Source organism: Streptomyces sp. NPDC029292 (assembly GCF_055569295.1).
This window is the reverse complement of the sequence record NZ_JBVHXR010000001.1, coordinates 1,033,456-1,051,807: the sequence shown is the minus strand read 5'-3', so window position 1 is coordinate 1,051,807 and position 18,352 is coordinate 1,033,456. Positions and strand designations below refer to the sequence as shown.

Here is an 18,352-nt window from a genome sequence, read left to right as displayed (position 1 = left end):
GTGGGCTTTCCCCCTGCACCTGTCCTGGGGGGAGGGACGGACCCCTGACCGAGCCGGAGGCACACCCCCCCCCGAGGCCCCGGCCAGGGGGACCCCCCCCCCGCGTCACCGTATTCCTCTCGAGGAAACAGCGTTGACCTCAGTTTTCAACAGCTTCGGTATTCCCTCAGTGCACGCACGACCGGAAGGAGAGGGAGCATGAGCCGTACCGTCATCCGTGGTGGTCTCGTCATCACCGCGTCCGACGAGATCCACGCCGACGTCCTGATCGAGGACGGCCGGATCGCCGCCCTCGCCGCGACCGGCACCCCGGCAGCCGAGGCGTGGACGGCCGAGCGGGCCATCGACGCCACCGGCAAGTACGTCATTCCGGGCGGCGTCGACGCCCACACCCACATGGAGCTGCCGTTCGGCGGCACCTTCGCCTCCGACACCTTCGAGACGGGCACCCGGGCGGCGGCCTGGGGCGGCACCACCACCATCATCGACTTCGCGGTGCAGAGCGTGGGCCACTCGCTGCGCGAGGGTCTCGATGCCTGGAACGCCAAGGCCGACGGCAAGTGCGCCATCGACTACGCCTTCCACATGATCGTCTCCGATGTGAACCAGGAGACGCTCAAGGAGATGGACCTGCTGGTCGAGGAGGGCGTCACCTCCTTCAAGCAGTTCATGGCCTACCCCGGCGTCTTCTACAGCGACGACGGCCAGATCCTGCGCGCCATGCAGCGCTCCGCCGAGAACGGCGGCCTGATCATGATGCACGCCGAGAACGGCATCGCGATCGATGTGCTGGTGGAGCAGGCGCTGGCCCGGGGCGAGACCGACCCTCGCTTCCACGGCGAGGTCCGCAAGGCGCTCCTCGAAGCCGAGGCCACCCACCGCGCCATCAAGCTCGCGCAGGTCGCGGGGGCTCCGCTGTACGTCGTGCACGTCTCGGCGCAGGAGGCAGTCGCCGAGCTGGCACGGGCCCGCGACGAGGGCCTGAACGTCTTCGGCGAGACCTGTCCGCAGTACCTGTTCCTGTCGACGGACAACCTCGCCGAGCCCGACTTCGAGGGCTCGAAGTACGTGTGCAGCACGCCACTTCGCCCCAAGGAGCACCAGGCCGCCCTGTGGCGGGGCCTGCGCACGAACGACCTCCAGGTCGTCTCCACCGACCACTGCCCCTTCTGCTTCGTGGGCCAGAAGGAGCTCGGCCGGGGCGACTTCTCGAAGATCCCCAACGGCCTTCCGGGCGTCGAGAACCGCATGGACCTGCTCCACCAGGCCGTCGTCGACGGACACATCTCGCGCCGCCGCTGGATCGAGATCGCCTGCGCGACCCCGGCCCGGATGTTCGGCCTGTACCCGAAGAAGGGCACCATCGCGCCGGGCGCCGACGCGGACATCGTCATCTACGACCCGCACGCCGAGCAGGTCATGTCGGTCGAAACGCACCACATGAACGTCGACTACTCGGCGTACGAGGGCAAGCGCGTCACCGGCCGGGTCGAGAGCGTGCTCTCGCGCGGCGAACCGGTCATCACCGAGCGGGAGTTCACCGGACGCGCGGGGCACGGCGTCTACACCCCCCGCTCCACCTGTCAGTACCTTCTCTGAACGACTAGGAGCGGCGCCATGGACTTCGGACTCGTCCTGCAGACCGACCCCCCTGCCTCCCGCGTCATCGACCTGATGAAGCGGGCCGAGGGCAATGGCTTCACGTACGGCTGGACCTTCGACTCCGCCGTGCTGTGGCAGGAACCCTTTGTGATCTACAGTCAGATTCTCGCGAACACCGAGAAGCTGACGGTCGGCCCGATGGTCACCAACCCGGGCACCCGCACCTGGGAGGTCACCGCCTCCACCTTCGCGACGCTCAACGACATGTACGGCAACCGCACGGTGTGCGGGATCGGGCGCGGCGACTCGGCGATGCGCGTCGCCGGACGCAAGCCCAACACCCTGGCCCGCATCAGCGGCGCGATGAAGGTGATCCGGGCGCTCGGGCGGGGCGACGAGGCCGACCTCGGCGGCACCGTCATCAAGTTCCCGTGGGTCAAGCCCGGCGCCGAACTCCCGGTCTGGATGGCCGCGTACGGCCCCAAGGCGTTGAAGATGACCGGAGAGGAGGCCGACGGCTTCATCCTCCAGCTTGCCGATCTGTATCTCACCGAGTACATGGTCAAGGCCGTGAAGGACGCGGCGGTCGAGGCAGGGCGTGACCCCTCCGAGGTGAAGATCTGCGTGGCCGCGCCCGCGTACATCACCGAGGACGACTCGCCCGAGGCGCTCGCCCACGCCCGTGAGCAGTGCCGCTGGTTCGGCGGCATGGTCGGCAACCACGTCGCCGACCTCGTCTCCAAGTACGGCGAGCACTCCGCCGCCGTACCCGACGAACTCACCGACTACATCAAGGCCCGCGAGGGCTACGACTACTCCCACCACGGACGCAGCGACAACCCCGACACCAAGTTCGTGCCCGACGAGATCGTCGACCGGTTCTGCCTGATCGGCACGGCCGAGAAGCACATCGAGAAGCTGAACGCGCTGCGCGCACTCGGCGTCGACCAGTTCGCGGTGTACGACATGCACGACGCGCAGGAAGCCACCATCGACGCGTACGGGGCGAAGGTCATCCCGGCGATCAACGGCTGACCCAGGCCCAGGCGTTACCGCGGCTCCCGCCCCACGCGGTACCGCGGCTCCCGCTCCACCTCCCCATTCGTCCCCTTCCCTCCGTCCGGGGAAGGGGACCGGCCGCACCCGCACACCTCCCCCCACGGCGTCACCCGCACGGCCTTTCCCGACACTCCTCACCTGATTGGCCTGCCCATGACCGAGACCGTCCCCACCGACAGCCCGCCACCCGCTCAAGTCACGCTCGCCGACGGCCGGGTGGAGATCGCCCCCGACGCGCCCGCCCCCAGCGGCCCCTACGCCAACGAGGACCTGCTGCCGGTCCCGGTCGAGAAGCGCACCTGGACCACGTACAACTTCTCGGCGCTCTGGGTCGGCATGGCCCACAACACCGCTTCCTGGACCCTGGCTTCCGGCCTGATAGCCGTGGGCATGGACTGGAAGCAGGCCGTGTTCACCATCGCGCTGGCCAACCTGATCGTGCTGGTCCCGATGCTGCTCACCGGGCACGCCGGCCCCAAGTACGGCATACCCTTCCCCGTATTCGCCCGCGCCTCCTTCGGCGTCCGCGGCGCCAACCTCCCCGCCGTCGTACGGGCGTTGGTGGCCTGCGGCTGGTTCGGCATCCAGACCTGGATCGGCGGCGAGGCGATCTACTTCCTCGCCGGGAAGCTCTTCGGCGACGGCTGGAAGAACGCCTCCGAGGTCGGCGGCTACGCCTGGACCATGTGGCTGTCCTTCGCCATCTTCTGGGTGCTCCAGGTCGCCATCATCTACCGGGGCATGGAGACGATCCGCCGCTTCGAGAACTGGGCCGCGCCCTTCGTACTCCTCGGCGCCGGCGTGATGCTGTGGTGGATGAGCAGCAAGGCCGGCGGCTTCGGCCCGCTGCTCGACCAGCCCTCGAAGCTCGGCTGGGGCGGCGACTTCTGGAAGCTGTTCTGGCCCTCGCTCATGGGCATGATCGGCTTCTGGTCCACGTTGTCGCTGAACATCCCGGACTTCACCCGCTACGGCAAGAGCCAGAAGGCGCAGACCTGGGGCCAGGCGCTCGGCCTGCCCACCACGATGACGCTCTTCGCCTTCCTCTCCGTCATGGTCACCTCGGGCTCGCAGGCGGTGTACGGCGAGGCGATCTGGGACCCGGTCCAGCTGGCCGCCAAGACGGACAACGTCGCCGGCATCCTCTTCGCCCTGGTCACCGTGCTGGTCGCGACCCTGTCCGTGAACATCGCGGCCAACCTGGTCTCCCCGGCCTTCGACTTCTCCAACATCGCGCCCCGGAAGATCAATTTCCGCGCCGGTGCGCTCGCCACCTGCGTCCTCGGCGTGCTGATCTTCCCGTGGAAGCTGTACTCCGACCCGCAGGGCTACATCTTCACCTGGCTCGGCCTGGTCGGCGGTCTGCTCGGCACGGTCGCCGGCATCCTCATCGCCGACTACTGGATCCTGCGCCGCACCAAGCTCGACCTCGCCGACCTGTACCGCACGGGCGGCCGCTACTGGTACGACGGCGGCTGGAACTGGCGGGCCGTCGTCGCCTTCGTCACCGGCGGCGTCCTCGCGGTCGGCGGCGCGGACTTCCACCCGCTGATCGACGGACGGCCCATTCCGGCGCTGGAGTCGCTGGCCGACTACGGCTGGGCGGTCGGGCTCGGTACGTCGATGGTCCTGTATGTCGTGCTGATGCTGCTGCGGGGCAAGGAGAAGACAGCTGTCTGATTTAAGTGCCCTTGGGTAGAGCTGACCCCTTCATTCGGGTCAGCTCTACTGGGCTTTCTCCAGGGTGGCCACCGCGTCCTTGGCGGCTTTGATGGCGCCCTTGTTGATTTCGTCCGTACCGGGCGCCTTCTTCGTCTCGAAGTCGCTGCCGTTGTAGGTGACGACCACCAGCGCGTTGGACGCGCGGGCGATCACCACGCCCTCACGTGTCTGCTGCTTGTCCTCGGTGGCGAGGTTCACGACGGAATAAGCCGTGTCGCCCAGGCCGGGGACATCCCCCCCGCCGCTCTTCTTGGCGATGCGCTCCTTGTAGGAACTTTGTGCCGCTTCGTCCGAGTTCATGATCTCGAAGGAGATGTCGAGCCAGCGGTAGTCGTACCCCTTGAGTGCGTTCCAGGAGCAGGTGCGGCGCACGGACTTGTCGGTCGACGCGATCTCCTGACCGGCCGTCTTGGCGCCCGGGACCAGGGACTTGACCGTCTTCTCCGCCACGCTGCCGCAGGGTGCGGGCGACGCGGTGTACGTCTTGGTGGCCGCGGACGTCGACGGAGCGGACGCCGTACTGGTCGCCTTTTGCGTCGTTTTGTGATCGGCCGTAGGGGTCGCGGCGAACGGACCGGACGTCAGGGCCCAGCCCGCCGAGGCGAGCACGGCGACCGGCAGCAGACGCGCGGTGAGAGCGAGCGGCAGAGGAAGGGAACGCACGACGCACTTCTCGTGGGGGACGGTGCGGAGGTAGTCCGCACTGCGGACGGGACGCCAGTGTCACATGAGTCTCTGTGGGGCGGAAGTGCCAACTCGCTCCGTACCTGTGCGGTGACAGTGGCTCACTGTCCACGGACTGTGGGGCGCCCCGAAGTTGCCCTCGCACTCGCCCCGGCAGTCGCCCTCGAAGTGGTCCTCGAAGTGGTCCTCGAAGTTGCTCTCTAAGGTGTCCTCGCCGTCACGAGCCACACCGCGGCCCGGAGACGAACGCCGCGATCCGTCTCGTACGGGCGCAAAGTGTCCTCCAAGGTCGCGCGGGTGTCGGCCGCGACGGTCCGTCCGCCGGGCGTGCGCGAGAGGATGAAGCCGACGGCGTCCGAGGCGTCGCGCCCCCACACCGTCTCCAGCTCGACCGGGCTCACCGTCACGTCGTCGTACCCGTGCAGGACTTCGCGGATGCGAGCCGGGTCGGACAGGGAGGCCATCGCGACGTGCGCGGCGACCGTGTCGGGGTCCGGTTCGTCGAGGAGCTTGCCGAACAGGCCCAGGGCCCGCGACTCCTCCGCATCCGGACCGGCGGGCTGCGGACAGATGAACGCGAGCCGCCCTCCCGGCCGCAGCGCCCGCGCCAGATTCCGGAACGCGGCCGCGTGGTCCGCGAAGAACATCACCCCGCCCCGGCTGATGACGACGTCGTATCCGGCCGCCGGGAAGGGGTGGACCTGGGCGTCGGCGAGCTCGTACGCGACATTCGTGACCCGCTCGGCGGCGGTGACCGCCCGCGCCCTGTCGAGCAGGGGCGCCGAGATGTCGACGCCGACGGCATGCCCGGGGGCGGCCAGCCGGGCCGCGATCCGTGTGGTCGTCCCCGCGCCGCACCCGACGTCGAGGACGCGCTCGCCCGCCGCGATGGCCGCGCCCGCGAACAGCGCGTCGTTCACGCCGGCCAACATCGTGTCGTAGCGCTCCTGATGGGCGGCCCAGTGGATGCCGACGGGGCCGTTCCAGGCTTGTGCCTGAGCGGAGTTGGCGTTCGGGGTCATGAGGTCTCCTTCGCGGTGTGGACGGGAAGTGCGCTCTCGATCCGGTCGACGGCGGCGAACGCGCCGTACGCCACGAGATGCACGAGGCAGTGGTCGGCATGAATCGGTGTGCGCCAGGCCGTCACGTCTTCGTCCGTGATGCGGTACGGGGCGATGGCGGCCAGCAGCGCGAGGCGCGCGCCGGGGCGTGAACGGTCCGGCAGCTCATCCCACGCGAGCGGCGGGTGCGCGCCGTCCCATTCCTGGAGGGTCTCCTGTACGAGGGTCCGGTCGGCCTCGTCGAGAAGTCCCGCGCCCGCACCGGCGGCGGTGCGCAGCGCGGCGTAGGCCGGGCCGACGGTCGTCCCGCGCGCCCAGTCCGGGCCGGGACCCGGATCGTCGAGCAGCGCCAGGCCCGCCCCGGGGGAGGGGTGACGACGCAGCGTTCCGGCGACCGAGCGCCCCACCAGACTCCGGACCACCCGGAAGCGCTGGGCGTTGCCCGGCAGCAGATTCTCGGTCAGCAGCGCCGACACGATCCGGTTGATGAAGTGGAAGGAGAGCGCGGTCCCGATGTAGGCGGGGGCGTGCGCGGCGGGGAAGGGGAGCGGCGTCAGCGCCGGCGCGCCCGGCGCGCGGGACGCCTTCCCCCACGCCAGCACGCGCGCGTGCCCCTCGTCGGCGGGGGTCTCGCCGCGCGCCACTGTCTCCGCGAGGGCGTGATCCCCGGTGCCGTGCAGCAGCATGGTGTGCGCGTCCACGCAGAAGGGACAGCGATTGGCGACGGACACTCCGAGCGCCGCGAGCTCCTTCCCGGTCCGGCTGCCCTCGCCCGCGATGAGCGACTCGCGCATCAACGCCCAGGCGGGAGCGAGGATTTCGGGAGCGGAGGAGAGGACGACGAAGGTGGTGGCGCGCTCGATGCCGAAGTCTTCGGCGAGTTGGGCGTAGACGGCCGCGGTGGTGCCGGTGGCGGATTTGGGGGGCGGTGGGGTGGTGTAGCGGAACGGGGTGGGCATGGTCCGGTTCGCCTCCTGGTGTGGGTTACCGCTGATGGCAGGCGTTCCGCGGGTCGGAACGGGTGGCCACGGCCATCAACGCCGGGTGCCCTGGCCACCCTCGCTCCGAGGAGGCACCCGGGACGTCGTACACCCGAAGGCAATCCGCGCTACGACCACCAAGCCCGCGCGCGGTGCGAACTACTGCGCCGGGAGTACCCCGACAGCCATCCACAGGTCTGACGCGACGGTCGGCCCGGCCGCATATCGTGCCGAGCATGCAGCTTGACCAGGTCACCCGAAGGCGCCTGGCCGACACGACGCTCGCCGTCGTGATCGGCGCCCTCGTGGTGACCTCGGCGGCGCTCGACGGCACGACCCTCGTCGACTACACCCTGATCGCCCTCGGCTCGCTCACCCTCGCGGCCTACCGCAGCGCCCCGCGCGCGGTCCTGGCCGTGAGCACGGCCACGACGACCGCGTACGTCGTGCACGCACACCCAGGCCCGCTGTCCGCCCTCCCCGTCCTGGCCGCCGTCCACACGGCCGCCCGCGCGGGCCACCGAGGGGTGGCTGCGCTGGCAAGTGCCCTGTTCCTGGCGGTATATATGGCGACGGGGCCCACGACACGGGAGATCGTCGAGCGGGCGCTGCTGCTCGCGGGCTGGTTCCTGTGCGCCCTGGTGACGGGCCTCGCCGACCGCAACTGGCAGGCATACCTGCGTCAGACGGAACAGCGTGCGCTGGAGGCGGAACGCACCCGTGAGGAGGCCGCGTTGCGGCGGGCGGGCGAGGAACGGCTGCGGATCGCCCGGGAGTTGCACGACTCGCTCACGCACAGCATCTCGATCATCAAGCTCCAGGCGGGTGTTGCCGTCCATCTCGCCCGCAAGCGCGGCGAGGAGGTGCCGCCCGCGCTGCTGGCCATTCAGGAGGCGGGCGGCGAGGCGATGCGTGAACTGCGCGCCACGCTCGAGGTGTTGCGCACCGACGAGCCGACCGGCACGCCCGCGCTGCTCGTGGAGCGGGCCCGCGCCGCCGGCCTCGCCGTCGACCTGAGGGTGACCGGCGAGGAGCGCCCGCTGACGGCGACCGTGGACCGCGCCGCGTACCGCATCGTCCAGGAGGCTCTCACGAACGCCGCCCGTCACGCGGGCCCCGCCAAGGTCACCGTTGAACTCGGCTACACGCCCGGCGAGTTGACGATCCGCGTGGACGACGACGGCGCCGTCCAGCCTCCTTCGAGTTCTTCACTGCGTTCGAGCAGGGGGGAGCCCCGTCGGGCGCCCAAGCCCGGCATCGGCCTCACCGGAATGCGCGAACGCGTCACGGCTCTCGGCGGCACCCTGCGGGCCGGTCCGCGTGCGGAGGGCGGCTTCTCGGTGCGGGCCGAACTGCCGCTGGGCCTGCCGGAGGACGCGTCGTGATCAGGGTCGCCCTCGTCGACGACCAGGCTCTGATGCGCGCCGGTTTCCGCGCCCTGCTGGACGCCGAGGACGGCATCGAGGTGGTGGGCGAGGCCGCCGACGGGGAGCAGGGGCTGGCGCTCGTGCGGGCCCAGGTGCCGGACATCGCCCTCGTCGACGTACAGATGCCGGTGATGACGGGCATCGAGGCGACCCGACGTATCGCCGCCGACCCGCGGCTGTCCGGCGTACGCGTCGTGATCCTCACCAACTACGGCCTGGACGCATACGTCTTCGAGGCGTTGCGGGCCGGTGCCCTCGGTTTCCTGCTCAAGGACACCGAGCCCGCCGACCTGCTCCAGGCCATCGAAGTCGTCGCCCAGGGAGAGGCGCTGCTGTCCCCGTCCGTCACCCGCACCCTGATCGGAGAGTTCGTCGCCCGGCCCCCCGACCGGTCCACCGCGCCCGGTCTCGAATGCCTCACGCGCCGCGAACGCGAGGTCACCGCGCTCGCCGCGCGCGGCCTCACCAACGAGGAGATCGCCGCGCACATGGTCATCAGCCCGTTCACGGCGAAGACCCACGTCAGCCGCGCGATGACGAAGCTGGGCGCCCGCGACCGGGCCCAACTCGTCGTGTTCGCCTACGAATCGGGGCTGGTGACGGCGCGCGGGCGCGCGGAGTGACGGCTTCCGCCGAGACCGCGTGCCATGATCGGCGCGTGCTCGCGATACGCCGGAAGCGGACCCGCCCCGCCGCCCTCGCCTGTGTGCTGGCGCTGGCCGCGAGCGGGTGCGGGCCCTCCGCCGAACTGGACCGCGAGCGCAACCCCGAACGCAAGCCCATGCCGTCGCAGACGCGGGCCGCCCCGGCGCCCGCGTCCGCCGAGCCCTCTCCGGCGCCCGCGTCCGCAGAGCCCTCCCCGGCCGTACCGGTCCAGCAGACGCGCGGCTGCCCGCCCTCCGGCCTGCGCGTCGACCCCGGCCCCGTCGACGCGGCCATGGGACTGCGCGCCATGACCCTCACCCTCACGAACTGCGGCACGCGGTCGTACGAGGTGAACGGCTACCCCGTCGTCCACGTCCTCGACGAGACGGGCGCCCCGCTCACGGGAGTACGGACCGTCGAGGGGACGGACAAGGTGCCCATGGCGCCGGAGGACCCGGGCCCCGAGCCGCTGACGCTGGCCCCGGGCGAGGTCGCCCGGGCAGGCCTGTTCTGGCGGATGAACGCCGAGGACGGTACGTACCTCCGCGTCGCGCCGGACAAGGGGCGGGACGCCTTGAACGTACGCCCGGAAGAGCCCCTCGACATCGGCCCGGAGAACACGCTCGGGACGACGGCGTGGGTATCGGGCTCGTCCGCTTAGCGGAGTCCGTCGGTGGTGTCGTCCGCTCAGCCGCGTCCGCCGGTGGCGGCGTCCGCGCCCCGCGCGAGCTCGAAGTGGTCAGGGTGATGCCCAGCTTGGAATGCAGCACGTCGGCCGCCATGGTGCCGAAGACGCTCACCGTGACCACCGCAGACCAATAAACCCCGGCGTGGGGAAAGGCGCCAACTCGCATACTGCACAGCTGATATGGATCGCCCATGAGTGTGTCTGATATGGCACCGGCCCGGGTGTGTTTGAAGGAGATTTCCAGAAATCGGAACCCTCCCTTCCGGTGGCCGCGAGTGTCATAGTCGAGCGCGAAGTTGATCGCTCCGCACAGCGAGGTGGCACGGCATGTTCACGACCCGACCGACGCTCCAGGGCACCTTCGGCATGGTGTCCTCCACGCACTGGCTCGCCTCGCAGTCGGCGATGGCCGTCCTGGAGGACGGCGGCAACGCGTACGACGCCGCCGTCGCCGCGGGCTTCGTCCTGCACGTCGTCGAGCCGCATCTCAACGGACCCGCGGGCGAGGTCCCGATCATCCTCGCCCCGGCGGCCGGCGAGGTGCGGGTGCTGTGCGGGCAGGGCGTCGCGCCGGCCGGAGCGACGATCGCGTACTACAGGGGACTCGGTTTGGATCTCGTACCCGGTACGGGGCCGCTCGCCGCCGCCGTGCCCGGCGCCTTCGACGCCTGGATGCTGCTCCTGCGCGACCACGGCACGAAGACCCTCGCCGACGTCCTGAAGTACGCCATCGGGTACGCGGAGGACGGACACGCGCCCGTGGAGCGCCTCGGCGAGACCGTGGAGTCGGTGCGCGAGCTGTTCGAGACGGAGTGGACCTCCTCGGCCGAGGTGTATCTGCCGGGCGGCAGGTCACCGCGCCCCGGCGAGCTGTTCCGCAATCCCGCCCTCGCCGCGGCCTGGCGACGGCTGATCGCCGAGGTCTCCGGGGAGACCGATCGCGTGGCGCAGATCGAGGCCGCGCGCGGGGTCTGGCGTTCCGGCTTCATCGCCGAGGCCCTGGTGCGCCAGGCGCGGCGGCCCACCATGGACACCAGCGGCGAGCGCCACTCCGGCACCCTGACGGCCGCCGACCTGGCCTCCTGGTCCGCGGCCTACGAGGCCCCGGCGACGTACGACTGGCGCGGCTGGACCCTGTGCAAGGCGGGCCCCTGGAGCCAGGGCCCGGTCCTCCTGCAGCAGCTGGCCCTGCTGCCGCCCGAGCTGCCGCGCTACGGCTCCGCCGATTACGTCCACCTTCTGGTCGAGGGCTGCAAACTCGCCATGGCCGACCGGGAGGCCTGGTACGGGGACGCGGCCGAGGTGCCGCTCGACGAGCTGCTGTCGCAGACGTACAACACCGACCGGCGCGCCCTCGTCGGCGACAAGGCGTCGTACGAGCTGCGACCGGGCAGCCCGGGAGGGCGCACACCCCGGATGAGCGGGCACGCGTGCGTGGTGGCCGCCGGGGAATCGGGCTTCGACGCGCTGGGGGTACCGGGCGCGGGCGAACCCACCGTGGCCCGCACGGGCGCGGGACTCGAAGTGGCGAGGGACGGCGGCACCCGGGGCGACACCTGCCACCTCGACGTCGTCGACCGCTGGGGCAACATGGTCGCCGCCACGCCCAGCGGTGGCTGGCTGCAGTCCAACCCGGTCGTGCCGGAACTGGGCTTCCCGCTCGGCACCCGGCTCCAGATGGCCTGGCTGGAGGAGGGACTGCCGAACTCCCTCACGCCGGGTCGCCGCCCGCGCACCACGCTGACCCCCTCGCTCGCGCTGCGCGACGGTGTGCCGGTCATGGCGTTCGGCACCCCGGGCGGCGATCAGCAGGACCAGTGGCAGACGCACTTCTTCCTGTCGGTGGCGCTGCGTTCCGAGGTGCGCGGCGGCCTCGATCTCCAGGGCGCCATCGACGCCCCGAACTGGCACAACGACAGCTTCCCCGGCTCCTTCTACCCGCGCGGCATGCGGCCCGGCAGCCTCACCGTCGAGTCCCGCATGGACGAGGCGGTCGTCGAGGAGCTGCGCCGCCGCGGCCACGACGTCCTTCTCGCCGAGGCCTGGTCCGAGGGACGGCTGTGCGCGGTCGCACGGGACCCGGAGACGGGTGTGCTGTCGGCGGCGGCGAATCCGCGGGGGATGCAGGGGTACGCGGTCGGACGCTGACTCTTGAACCTCAGGTAGTCGCTGACCCCTCAACCCTGGGTATTCATGGTGATTCCACCCGGAGTACACCGGCGGGGTGGGGATTGTCAGTGGCCCGTGCTGTCATGGAGCCGTGATCGTAGACATCGAAACCATCGACGAGTTTCTCGTACACCGCACGTACCTCGTGGAGGAGGCGGTCCGCGAGGCGGCCGCCGCCGAGATCATGCCGCGCTTCCGGCAGCTCGCCGCGCACGAGATAGACCAGAAGACCGGCCCGCACGACCTGGTGACGGACGCCGACCGCAAGGCCGAGGAGTACCTCACCGAGGCCCTCACCAGGCTGCTCCCCGGCTCGGTCGTGGTCGGTGAGGAGGCGGTGCACGCCGACCCGGCGACGTACGACGCGATCCGCGGCACTGCGCCGGTCTGGATCGTCGACCCCGTCGACGGGACACGGCAGTTCGTGCACGGCGACTCCGGCTTCTGCACACTGGTCGCGCTCGCGCTGGACGGCGTCGTGCACGCGTCGTGGACGTTCGCTCCCGCGCGCGACGAGTTCGCCACCGCGATACGCGGGCGGGGCGCCGTACTCGACGGTGCGCCCCTGCGCTCCGGCTCGCCCGTGCCCGGCCGCGACCTCGACATCGCCACGTCCCACCCGGACTACACCACGGACGAGCAGAAGCGCGCGCTCCTCGGCCTGCGCGTCGACGGCGTCGTCCCACGCCCGTGCGGCTCGGCCGGCCTGGAGTATCTGGCCATCGCCCGCGGCGAGTTGGACGCCACGGCCTTCTCCTGGGAGGCCGCCTGGGACCACGCCGCGGGGCTGCTGCTGGTCGAGGAGGCGGGCGGCGCCCATCTGACCCTCACGGGCGAGCCCTTCCGCATCACCGGGGGCAACGCACTGCCGTTCACGGCGGCCAGGGACGAGGCCACGGCCCGCCGGGTGGTGGCGCTGCTGACCGCCGGAGCCTGACCAGGACACTCCGCGCGCGTTCCACGGCTTGCGGTCCCCAACCGCCTGCGCCGCCAAGGCTGTCAGTCCTCCGGCATATCCTGATCTCAGTGGCCGTCGGCTGACAAAGGAGTCCGAAGGTGCCGTCGATGCTCGATGTGGTCGTGGTGGGTGCGGGGCCGAACGGACTGACGGCTGCCGTGGAGCTGGCCCGCCGGGGCTTCTCCGTGTCCGTGTTCGAGGCGCGGGACACCGTGGGCGGGGGAGCGCGTACCGAAGAGCTGACGCTGCCCGGCTTCCGGCACGACCCGTGCGCGGCGGCGCATCCGCTGGGTATCAACTCGCCGGCGTTCCAGGCGATGCCCCTGGAGCGGTACGGACTGGAGTGGCTGCACGCCGGGCTGCCCATGGCGCACCCGTTCACCGACGGCACGGCGGCGGTCCTTTCCCGGTCCGTGGCCGAGACGGCCGCCTCGTTCGGGCCGCGCGACGCCGGTGCGTACCGCAGGCTGGTCGCGCCCTTCCTCCCCAGGTGGGACACCCTGGTCCGCGACTTCATGGCGCTGCCCCTGACCGCGCTGCCCCGCGACCCCGTCACCCTGGCCCGCTTCGGCCTCGTCGGGCTGCCGCCCGCGACATGGCTGATGCGCCGCTTCCGCGACGAGCGGGCCAAGGCATTGTTCAGCGGGCTCGTCGCGCACGTCATCGCCCCGCTCGACGGCATCGCCACCGGCGCGGTCGGCCTGGTCTTCGCGCTGGCCGCGCACACCCGCGGCTGGCCCGTCGCGCGCGGCGGCTCCCAGTCCATCTCCGACGCGCTCACCGCGTATCTCAAGGACCTCGGCGGCACCGTCCACACCGACTACGAGGTCAAGCGCCTGGACGACCTGCCGCCCGCGCGCGCGTACGTCTTCGACACCTCGCCCACCGCGCTGGCCCGGATCGCGGGCTTCGGGCGGTACTACGAGCGTTACCGGTACGGGGCGAGCGCCTTCAAGATCGACTATGCGCTGGACGGCCCCGTGCCCTGGACCGCCCAGGAGGCACGCGCCGCCGGGACCGTACAGGTCGGCGCGAGCAGCGCGGAGATCGGCACCGCGCTGCGGGCGGCCTCGCGCGAGGGCCGGGCGCCCGACGCGCCCTTCCTGATCACCGTGCAGCCCAGCGTCGTGGACCCCTCCCGGGCCCCCGAGGGCAAGCAGGTCTTCTGGGCATACGGACATGTTCCGAACGGCTGGACCGGGGACCTCACGGACGCCATCGAACGCCAGCTGGAGCGTTTCGCACCGGGCTTTCGCGACCGCGTGTTGGCCCGAGCGACGGCGGGCCCGCCCGAACTCGCCGCGCGCAACGCGAACTACGTGGGCGGTGACATCGCCTGCGGCGCCGCCTCCGGGCTCCAGCTCCTGCTGCGGCCCAAGCTGTCCCTGTTCCCGTACAGCACCCCGCATCCGGCCGTCTTCATCTGCTCGTCGGCCACGCCACCGGGCCCCGGCGTCCATGGCATGTCCGGCCACAACGCGGCGAAGGCCGTCTGGAGGAGACTGAGGCAGTCATGACCACGATCACGCTGGTCCAGGGCGACATCACCCGGCAGACCGCCGACGCCATCGTCAACGCCGCGAACTCCTCGCTGCTCGGCGGCGGAGGCGTGGACGGAGCCATCCACCGCCGGGGCGGCCCCGCCATCCTCGCCGAGTGCCGCAAGCTCCGCGCCTCCCATTACGGCAAGGGCCTGGCCACCGGGCAGGCGGTCGCCACCACCGCCGGTGAGCTGGACGCGCGCTGGGTGATCCACACCGTCGGCCCGGTCTTCAGCAGCGAGGACGACCGCTCCTCGCTCCTCGCCTCCTGCTACCGGGAGTCCCTGCGGGTCGCCGACGAGTTGGGGGCCCGTACGGTCGCATTCCCTGCCGTCTCCGCCGGCATCTACGGCTGGCCGATGGAGGACGCCGCTCGTATTGCGGTGGAGACGGTACGGGCCGCGGAGACGGCGGTCGAGGAGGTCAGGTTCGTCCTCTTCGACGACCGGGCGTACGCGGCGTTCGCCGGGCAGCTCCGCTGACGGAACCACGGGTGGATTACCTGTCCCGCCTGAGCCCCCGATGCAGCGGTCATCGGCGACGGTCCTGCTTGACGCGGGCGCGAACGGCGGCGCAGGAGCGGACTCAGGGTTCGATGACGAGGCGTTCGACCAGGTCGCCGCGGAGCGTGAACCGGTAGCGCAGATCGATGGTGCCGCCGGGGAAGTCGCCTTCGAGGTGGTGCGTGGCGATGTAGTGGGTCGCGTCGATCTGCTCGGCTCCGGTGAGGTCGATGGTGTACGTGAATTCGGTCGCGGCCCGGTCCAGCCACTCCTCGATCGCGTCGGTGCCCTGGTGGGTTGTGGCGTCGTCGGTCACGGTGGCGTCGCCGGTGAACGCGGTGAGGGCGGTAGCGGTGTCGTGGGCGCGGTGCGCCTTGAGATAGCGGGCGATCACCTCGGGCAGGGCGTCCGGGGCGATGGCCTGGGGTTGGTTGTCGTGCATGACGGTCCTCGCGGTGGGTTGAGACGCTGGGGGGCGGGTTCAGACGGTGGGGGTGGTGCCGCCGTCGATGACGTGCTCGGCGCCGACGATGGCGGAAGCGCGGTCGGATACGAGGAAGGCGACGAGCTCGGCCACTTCCTCGGGCCGGTTGGGGCGGCCGAGGGGGATGCCGCCCAGTGAATCCATGAGCTGGGTCAGCGCCGCGTCCTGGGTGATGCCGGCGTCGTGGGCGATCCTGGCGACCAGACGGTCGGCGGCGGTGGTCTGGACGAAACCCGGGGAGACGGTGTTGACGCGGACGCCGTGCGGGGCGACCTCGTTGGCCAGGCCCTTGCTGTAGGTGGTCAGGGCGGCCTTGGCGGCGGCGTAGGCCAGGGTTCCGTTCCACAGCGGCATCCGGCGCTGGATCGAGGTGACGTGCACGATGGCCCCTCGGCCGGCCGCGATCATGCCCGGCAGCAGGCCCCGGTCCAAGCGGACGGCGGCCAGCAGGTTGATGTTCAGCTCTCTGGCCCAGTCGTCCTCGCCGAGCGCCGCGAATCCTCCGGCCGGCGCCTCGGAGCCGCCGAGGGTGTTGACCAGAATGTCCACGCCGCCCAGCCGGGCCTCCACCTCGGCGACCACCTGCGCGGCACCGTCGGCGGTGGACAGGTCGGCGGCGACGAACGACTTCTCCTCGGCATCGTCCGGTCGGCTGCGGGCGGTGACGAGCACGGTCGCACCGGCCTGGGCGAGGCGTCGGGCGATCGCCGCTCCGCTGCCCTTGGTGCCGCCGGTGACCAGGGCGCGGCGGCCCTCCAGGGAATCGCTGGGGAATGTGGTCACGGGGTGCTCCGTTCCCGGGCGCGGGCATGCTGCGCAGCACCCCGTCCGTTACTGCTAAAATAGAAGCTACTCACTTCGACTTTAGCAGTAACTGAGGGGATGGTCGCCGTGCCGAGCCGGATCAGGCTGGAGGACCGGGAGTGCCCGCTGTCCACGACGGTGGAACACGTCGGTGAGTGGTGGACGCTGCTGATCCTCCACGACGCTTTCGACGGCTACACCCGCTTCGACCAGTTCCAGGAGAACCTGGGCATCTCCTCCAGCATGCTCACCAGCCGGCTGAAGAGCCTCGTCACGGACGGGCTGCTGGAGCGCCGGCCCTATCAGGCCAATCCCGTGCGCCACGAGTACGTGCTGACAGAGCTGGGGCGCTCCCTGCGCCCGGTGATCGTCGCCCTGGCCGCATGGGGCAACTCCCACCTCGGGGCACAGGAGCGCAGCATGATCCTCGTCGACGCGGACAGCGGCGAGGAGGTCGAGCCCGTCGTCGTCGACGCCAGGACCGGCCGCCGCCTGGACGACAGCGACACCTTCGTCTTCACGGCGGGCCCGGCGGCCAGCCGCGCCATGCGTGACCGTTATGCGACCCGGCCGGCGGTCTCGACGGAAGGCGCGTAAGACGCTCCGCCGCGCAGGGAGAATCAGTCGAGCCGGGAGACCTGGTAGTGGCTGATGTACCAGCCCTCCTCCGTGCGCTTCAGCAGTACGCCGAGGTTGACGCCGAGGGTGGGCCGGTCGGTGAACGAGAAGTCGACGCCCAGGTAACCCAGTACGAGGTCGTCGGCCGGGCGGCGGGTTTCGAGAATCCGATACGCGGCCGTCATCCCGATGGGCTGGGAGTCGTAGTAGGCGGCGATGCCCGGCCTTCCGACGCTGTAGGGGTGCAGTCCCTGGAAGATCGCGTCTTCGGTGAAGTGGGAGGCGACCTGCTGCGGTTCGTGCCGGTCGACGGCGGCCTTCCACTGGTCGAGGACGCCGCGCAGGACCGCTTCAGCGCCTGTGTCTGTCGTGCTGTTCATCGGAGTTCTCCTGTCGGTGGAATCGTGAGCGGTGTCCTGCCGGTGGAATCACCGGCGGTGTCCTGCCGGTGCAATCGCGAGCGGTGTCCTGCCGGTCAGTGGCCGGCGCTCATGCCGCCGTCGACATGGAGGATCTCGCCGGTGACGAACGGCGCGTTCTCCAGGTAGATCACCGCGTCGACGATGTCGCTCTGCTCGCCCATCCGGCCGACCGGATGCAGGGCGGCGAGGGCCTCATGGGTCTCCTCGGGGTGCATGGGGGTCTTGATGGTGCCCGGTGAGACGGCGTTGGTGCGGATGCCACGCGTGGCGTACTCGATGGCGAGGGACTTGGTGGCCGACTGCAGGCCGCCCTTGGTCAACGAGGCAAGCACGGACGGAACGTTGGAGTTGGCGTTGTCGACCAGGCTGGTGGTGATGTTGACGATGTGGCCGCCGCCCTGGGCGAGCATGTGCTCGATGGCCAGCTGGGAGATGCGGAAGAAGCCCGCGAGGTTGATGCCGGTCACGGCGGCGTAGTCGTCCTGGGTGTACTCGGTGAAGGGCTTGGCCACGAAGACGCCCGCGTTGTTGACCAGGGTGTCGACACGGCCGAATCGCTCGACGCCGGCCGCGATGACGCGTTCGGCGGTGGCGGGGTCGGCGATGTCGCCCTGGACGGTCAGGATGCCCGCGTCGTGGGAGGGGGCGATCGTGCGCGAGGTGGCGACGACGGCGTAGCCGAGCTTGCGGTAGGCGTCGACGAGGCCGGCGCCGATTCCCTGCGAGGCGCCGGTGATGACTGCGACCTTCTGGTCCTGAGAGCTCATGATGATCTTCTCCGAGATGAGGTGGGGGCTTCTCGACCGATCCCCGACTACTAGCCGACCGGTCAACTAAGTGGAACGTAGGCGTCTCGGAGAGAAGAAGTCAAAGGTCAACAGGGTCCGCGCCAGGACCGGCTTCCTCCCTGCTGGTAGGCGCAGACTTCCAGCCCAGGTCAGCGGGATCGTGCCGGACTGGGGTCGTGCGGCACGATCCCGCTGAC

18 protein-coding genes and 1 pseudogene are annotated in these 18,352 nt (G+C 70.7%); 11 read left to right on the top strand and 8 right to left on the bottom strand.

The window, feature by feature from the left end; all coding sequences use genetic code 11:
- The first annotated feature begins 198 nt into the window (after nt 1-198).
- The 3 genes from hydA to ACZ4WS_RS04795 all read left to right on the top strand — a co-directional run bounded on the left by hydA (nt 199) and on the right by ACZ4WS_RS04795 (nt 4,341).
- Nucleotides 199-1,599: a dihydropyrimidinase gene (gene hydA / locus ACZ4WS_RS04805; protein ID WP_467977085.1), complete on the top strand. Its 1,401-nt coding sequence runs from the start codon at nt 199-201 to the stop codon at nt 1,597-1,599.
- 18 nt (nt 1,600-1,617) lie between these two features.
- The gene (locus tag ACZ4WS_RS04800) at nt 1,618-2,637 is read left to right on the top strand and encodes a TIGR03842 family LLM class F420-dependent oxidoreductase (RefSeq protein ID WP_467977084.1); all 1,020 of its coding nucleotides are present in this window, start codon (nt 1,618-1,620) and stop codon (nt 2,635-2,637) included.
- Between the two features lie 177 nt (nt 2,638-2,814).
- Complete coding sequence (locus ACZ4WS_RS04795; protein WP_467977082.1) at nt 2,815-4,341, top strand: NCS1 family nucleobase:cation symporter-1; 1,527 nt, start codon at nt 2,815-2,817, stop codon at nt 4,339-4,341.
- Nucleotides 4,342-4,386: 45 nt separating this feature from the next.
- On the opposite strand, the gene ACZ4WS_RS04790 is transcribed toward ACZ4WS_RS04795, so the two are convergent.
- The 3 genes from ACZ4WS_RS04790 to ACZ4WS_RS04780 form a co-directional block, all read right to left on the bottom strand.
- Nucleotides 4,387-5,046 carry a hypothetical protein gene (locus ACZ4WS_RS04790; RefSeq protein WP_467977080.1) on the bottom strand — a complete coding sequence of 220 codons (660 nt, stop codon included), beginning with the start codon at nt 5,044-5,046 and terminating at the stop codon, nt 4,387-4,389.
- A gap of 221 nt (nt 5,047-5,267) precedes the next feature.
- Nucleotides 5,268-6,089 (bottom strand): class I SAM-dependent methyltransferase, encoded by an 822-nt coding sequence (locus tag ACZ4WS_RS04785; protein ID WP_467977079.1) that lies wholly within the window; start codon nt 6,087-6,089, stop codon nt 5,268-5,270.
- Nucleotides 6,086-7,087, bottom strand: a complete 1,002-nt coding sequence (locus ACZ4WS_RS04780; protein ID WP_467977078.1) for a carboxymuconolactone decarboxylase family protein — start codon at nt 7,085-7,087, stop codon at nt 6,086-6,088. Before ACZ4WS_RS04780 ends, ACZ4WS_RS04785 begins: the two co-directional genes overlap by 4 nt.
- Before the next feature lie 257 nt (nt 7,088-7,344).
- On the opposite strand from ACZ4WS_RS04780, the gene ACZ4WS_RS04775 reads away from it, so the two are divergent.
- Genes ACZ4WS_RS04775 through ACZ4WS_RS04765 form a run of 3 tightly spaced genes read left to right on the top strand, consistent with a single transcriptional unit; the run spans nt 7,345 to nt 9,841 of the window.
- Complete coding sequence (locus tag ACZ4WS_RS04775; RefSeq protein WP_467977077.1) at nt 7,345-8,493, top strand: sensor histidine kinase; 1,149 nt, start codon at nt 7,345-7,347, stop codon at nt 8,491-8,493.
- The gene (locus tag ACZ4WS_RS04770; protein WP_467977075.1) at nt 8,490-9,158 is read left to right on the top strand and encodes a response regulator; all 669 of its coding nucleotides are present in this window, start codon (nt 8,490-8,492) and stop codon (nt 9,156-9,158) included. The genes ACZ4WS_RS04775 and ACZ4WS_RS04770 overlap by 4 nt, the downstream gene beginning before the upstream one ends.
- Before the next feature lie 35 nt (nt 9,159-9,193).
- Nucleotides 9,194-9,841, top strand: coding sequence for a DUF4232 domain-containing protein (locus ACZ4WS_RS04765; protein WP_467977074.1), 648 nt, complete (start codon nt 9,194-9,196; stop codon nt 9,839-9,841).
- A 79-nt stretch (nt 9,842-9,920) separates the two neighbouring features.
- Here ACZ4WS_RS04765 and ACZ4WS_RS04760 read toward each other — a convergent pair.
- Nucleotides 9,921-10,034, bottom strand: a pseudogene (locus tag ACZ4WS_RS04760) (hypothetical protein); the annotation flags it as partial.
- Between the two features lie 161 nt (nt 10,035-10,195).
- On the opposite strand from ACZ4WS_RS04760, the gene ACZ4WS_RS04755 reads away from it, so the two are divergent.
- From ACZ4WS_RS04755 to ACZ4WS_RS04740, 4 genes are all read left to right on the top strand, one after another.
- Entirely contained in the window at nt 10,196-12,016 is a 1,821-nt protein-coding gene (locus ACZ4WS_RS04755; protein WP_467977072.1) for a gamma-glutamyltransferase family protein, read from the top strand.
- A gap of 112 nt (nt 12,017-12,128) precedes the next feature.
- A complete protein-coding gene (locus ACZ4WS_RS04750) occupies nt 12,129-12,974 on the top strand; it encodes an inositol monophosphatase family protein (RefSeq protein WP_467977070.1) in 846 nt (281 codons plus the stop codon).
- Between the two features lie 128 nt (nt 12,975-13,102).
- Nucleotides 13,103-14,512, top strand: a complete 1,410-nt coding sequence (locus ACZ4WS_RS04745) for a phytoene desaturase family protein (RefSeq protein WP_467977068.1) — start codon at nt 13,103-13,105, stop codon at nt 14,510-14,512.
- On the top strand, nt 14,509-15,018 hold the full coding sequence (locus ACZ4WS_RS04740) for an O-acetyl-ADP-ribose deacetylase (RefSeq protein WP_467977067.1): 510 nt from the start codon (nt 14,509-14,511) through the stop codon (nt 15,016-15,018). The genes ACZ4WS_RS04745 and ACZ4WS_RS04740 overlap by 4 nt, the downstream gene beginning before the upstream one ends.
- A 103-nt stretch (nt 15,019-15,121) precedes the next feature.
- On the opposite strand, the gene ACZ4WS_RS04735 is transcribed toward ACZ4WS_RS04740, so the two are convergent.
- Nucleotides 15,122-15,481: a nuclear transport factor 2-like protein gene (locus tag ACZ4WS_RS04735; RefSeq protein WP_467977065.1), complete on the bottom strand. Its 360-nt coding sequence runs from the start codon at nt 15,479-15,481 to the stop codon at nt 15,122-15,124.
- 39 nt (nt 15,482-15,520) lie between these two features.
- Nucleotides 15,521-16,306, bottom strand: coding sequence for an SDR family oxidoreductase (locus tag ACZ4WS_RS04730; protein WP_467977063.1), 786 nt, complete (start codon nt 16,304-16,306; stop codon nt 15,521-15,523).
- 99 nt (nt 16,307-16,405) lie between these two features.
- On the opposite strand from ACZ4WS_RS04730, the gene ACZ4WS_RS04725 reads away from it, so the two are divergent.
- The gene (locus ACZ4WS_RS04725; RefSeq protein ID WP_467977061.1) at nt 16,406-16,924 is read left to right on the top strand and encodes a winged helix-turn-helix transcriptional regulator; all 519 of its coding nucleotides are present in this window, start codon (nt 16,406-16,408) and stop codon (nt 16,922-16,924) included.
- 23 nt (nt 16,925-16,947) lie between these two features.
- Here the strand turns inward: ACZ4WS_RS04725 and ACZ4WS_RS04720 are convergent, their stop codons facing one another.
- Together ACZ4WS_RS04720 and ACZ4WS_RS04715 are read right to left on the bottom strand one after the other, a co-directional pair.
- Entirely contained in the window at nt 16,948-17,325 is a 378-nt protein-coding gene (locus tag ACZ4WS_RS04720; RefSeq protein ID WP_467977059.1) for a nuclear transport factor 2 family protein, read from the bottom strand.
- Between the two features lie 95 nt (nt 17,326-17,420).
- A complete protein-coding gene (locus ACZ4WS_RS04715; RefSeq protein WP_467977057.1) occupies nt 17,421-18,134 on the bottom strand; it encodes an SDR family NAD(P)-dependent oxidoreductase in 714 nt (237 codons plus the stop codon).
- Between the last annotated feature and the right edge of the window lie 218 nt (nt 18,135-18,352).

Excerpts from the sequence above, each read along its gene's own strand:
- hydA (WP_467977085.1), top strand. The coding sequence starts at position 199 with ATGAGCCGTACCGTCATCCGTGGTGGTCTCGTCATCACCGCGTCCGAC.
- ACZ4WS_RS04735 (WP_467977065.1), bottom strand. The coding sequence starts at position 15,481 with ATGCACGACAACCAACCCCAGGCCATCGCCCCGGACGCCCTGCCCGAG.
- ACZ4WS_RS04745 (WP_467977068.1), top strand. The coding sequence starts at position 13,103 with ATGCTCGATGTGGTCGTGGTGGGTGCGGGGCCGAACGGACTGACGGCT.
- ACZ4WS_RS04785 (WP_467977079.1), bottom strand. The coding sequence starts at position 6,089 with ATGACCCCGAACGCCAACTCCGCTCAGGCACAAGCCTGGAACGGCCCC.
- ACZ4WS_RS04720 (WP_467977059.1), bottom strand. The coding sequence starts at position 17,325 with ATGAACAGCACGACAGACACAGGCGCTGAAGCGGTCCTGCGCGGCGTC.
- ACZ4WS_RS04795 (WP_467977082.1), top strand. The coding sequence starts at position 2,815 with ATGACCGAGACCGTCCCCACCGACAGCCCGCCACCCGCTCAAGTCACG.
- ACZ4WS_RS04725 (WP_467977061.1), top strand. The coding sequence starts at position 16,406 with ATGGTCGCCGTGCCGAGCCGGATCAGGCTGGAGGACCGGGAGTGCCCG.
- ACZ4WS_RS04755 (WP_467977072.1), top strand. The coding sequence starts at position 10,196 with ATGTTCACGACCCGACCGACGCTCCAGGGCACCTTCGGCATGGTGTCC.
- ACZ4WS_RS04715 (WP_467977057.1), bottom strand. The coding sequence starts at position 18,134 with ATGAGCTCTCAGGACCAGAAGGTCGCAGTCATCACCGGCGCCTCGCAG.
- ACZ4WS_RS04775 (WP_467977077.1), top strand. The coding sequence starts at position 7,345 with ATGCAGCTTGACCAGGTCACCCGAAGGCGCCTGGCCGACACGACGCTC.
- ACZ4WS_RS04800 (WP_467977084.1), top strand. The coding sequence starts at position 1,618 with ATGGACTTCGGACTCGTCCTGCAGACCGACCCCCCTGCCTCCCGCGTC.
- ACZ4WS_RS04740 (WP_467977067.1), top strand. The coding sequence starts at position 14,509 with ATGACCACGATCACGCTGGTCCAGGGCGACATCACCCGGCAGACCGCC.
- ACZ4WS_RS04780 (WP_467977078.1), bottom strand. The coding sequence starts at position 7,087 with ATGCCCACCCCGTTCCGCTACACCACCCCACCGCCCCCCAAATCCGCC.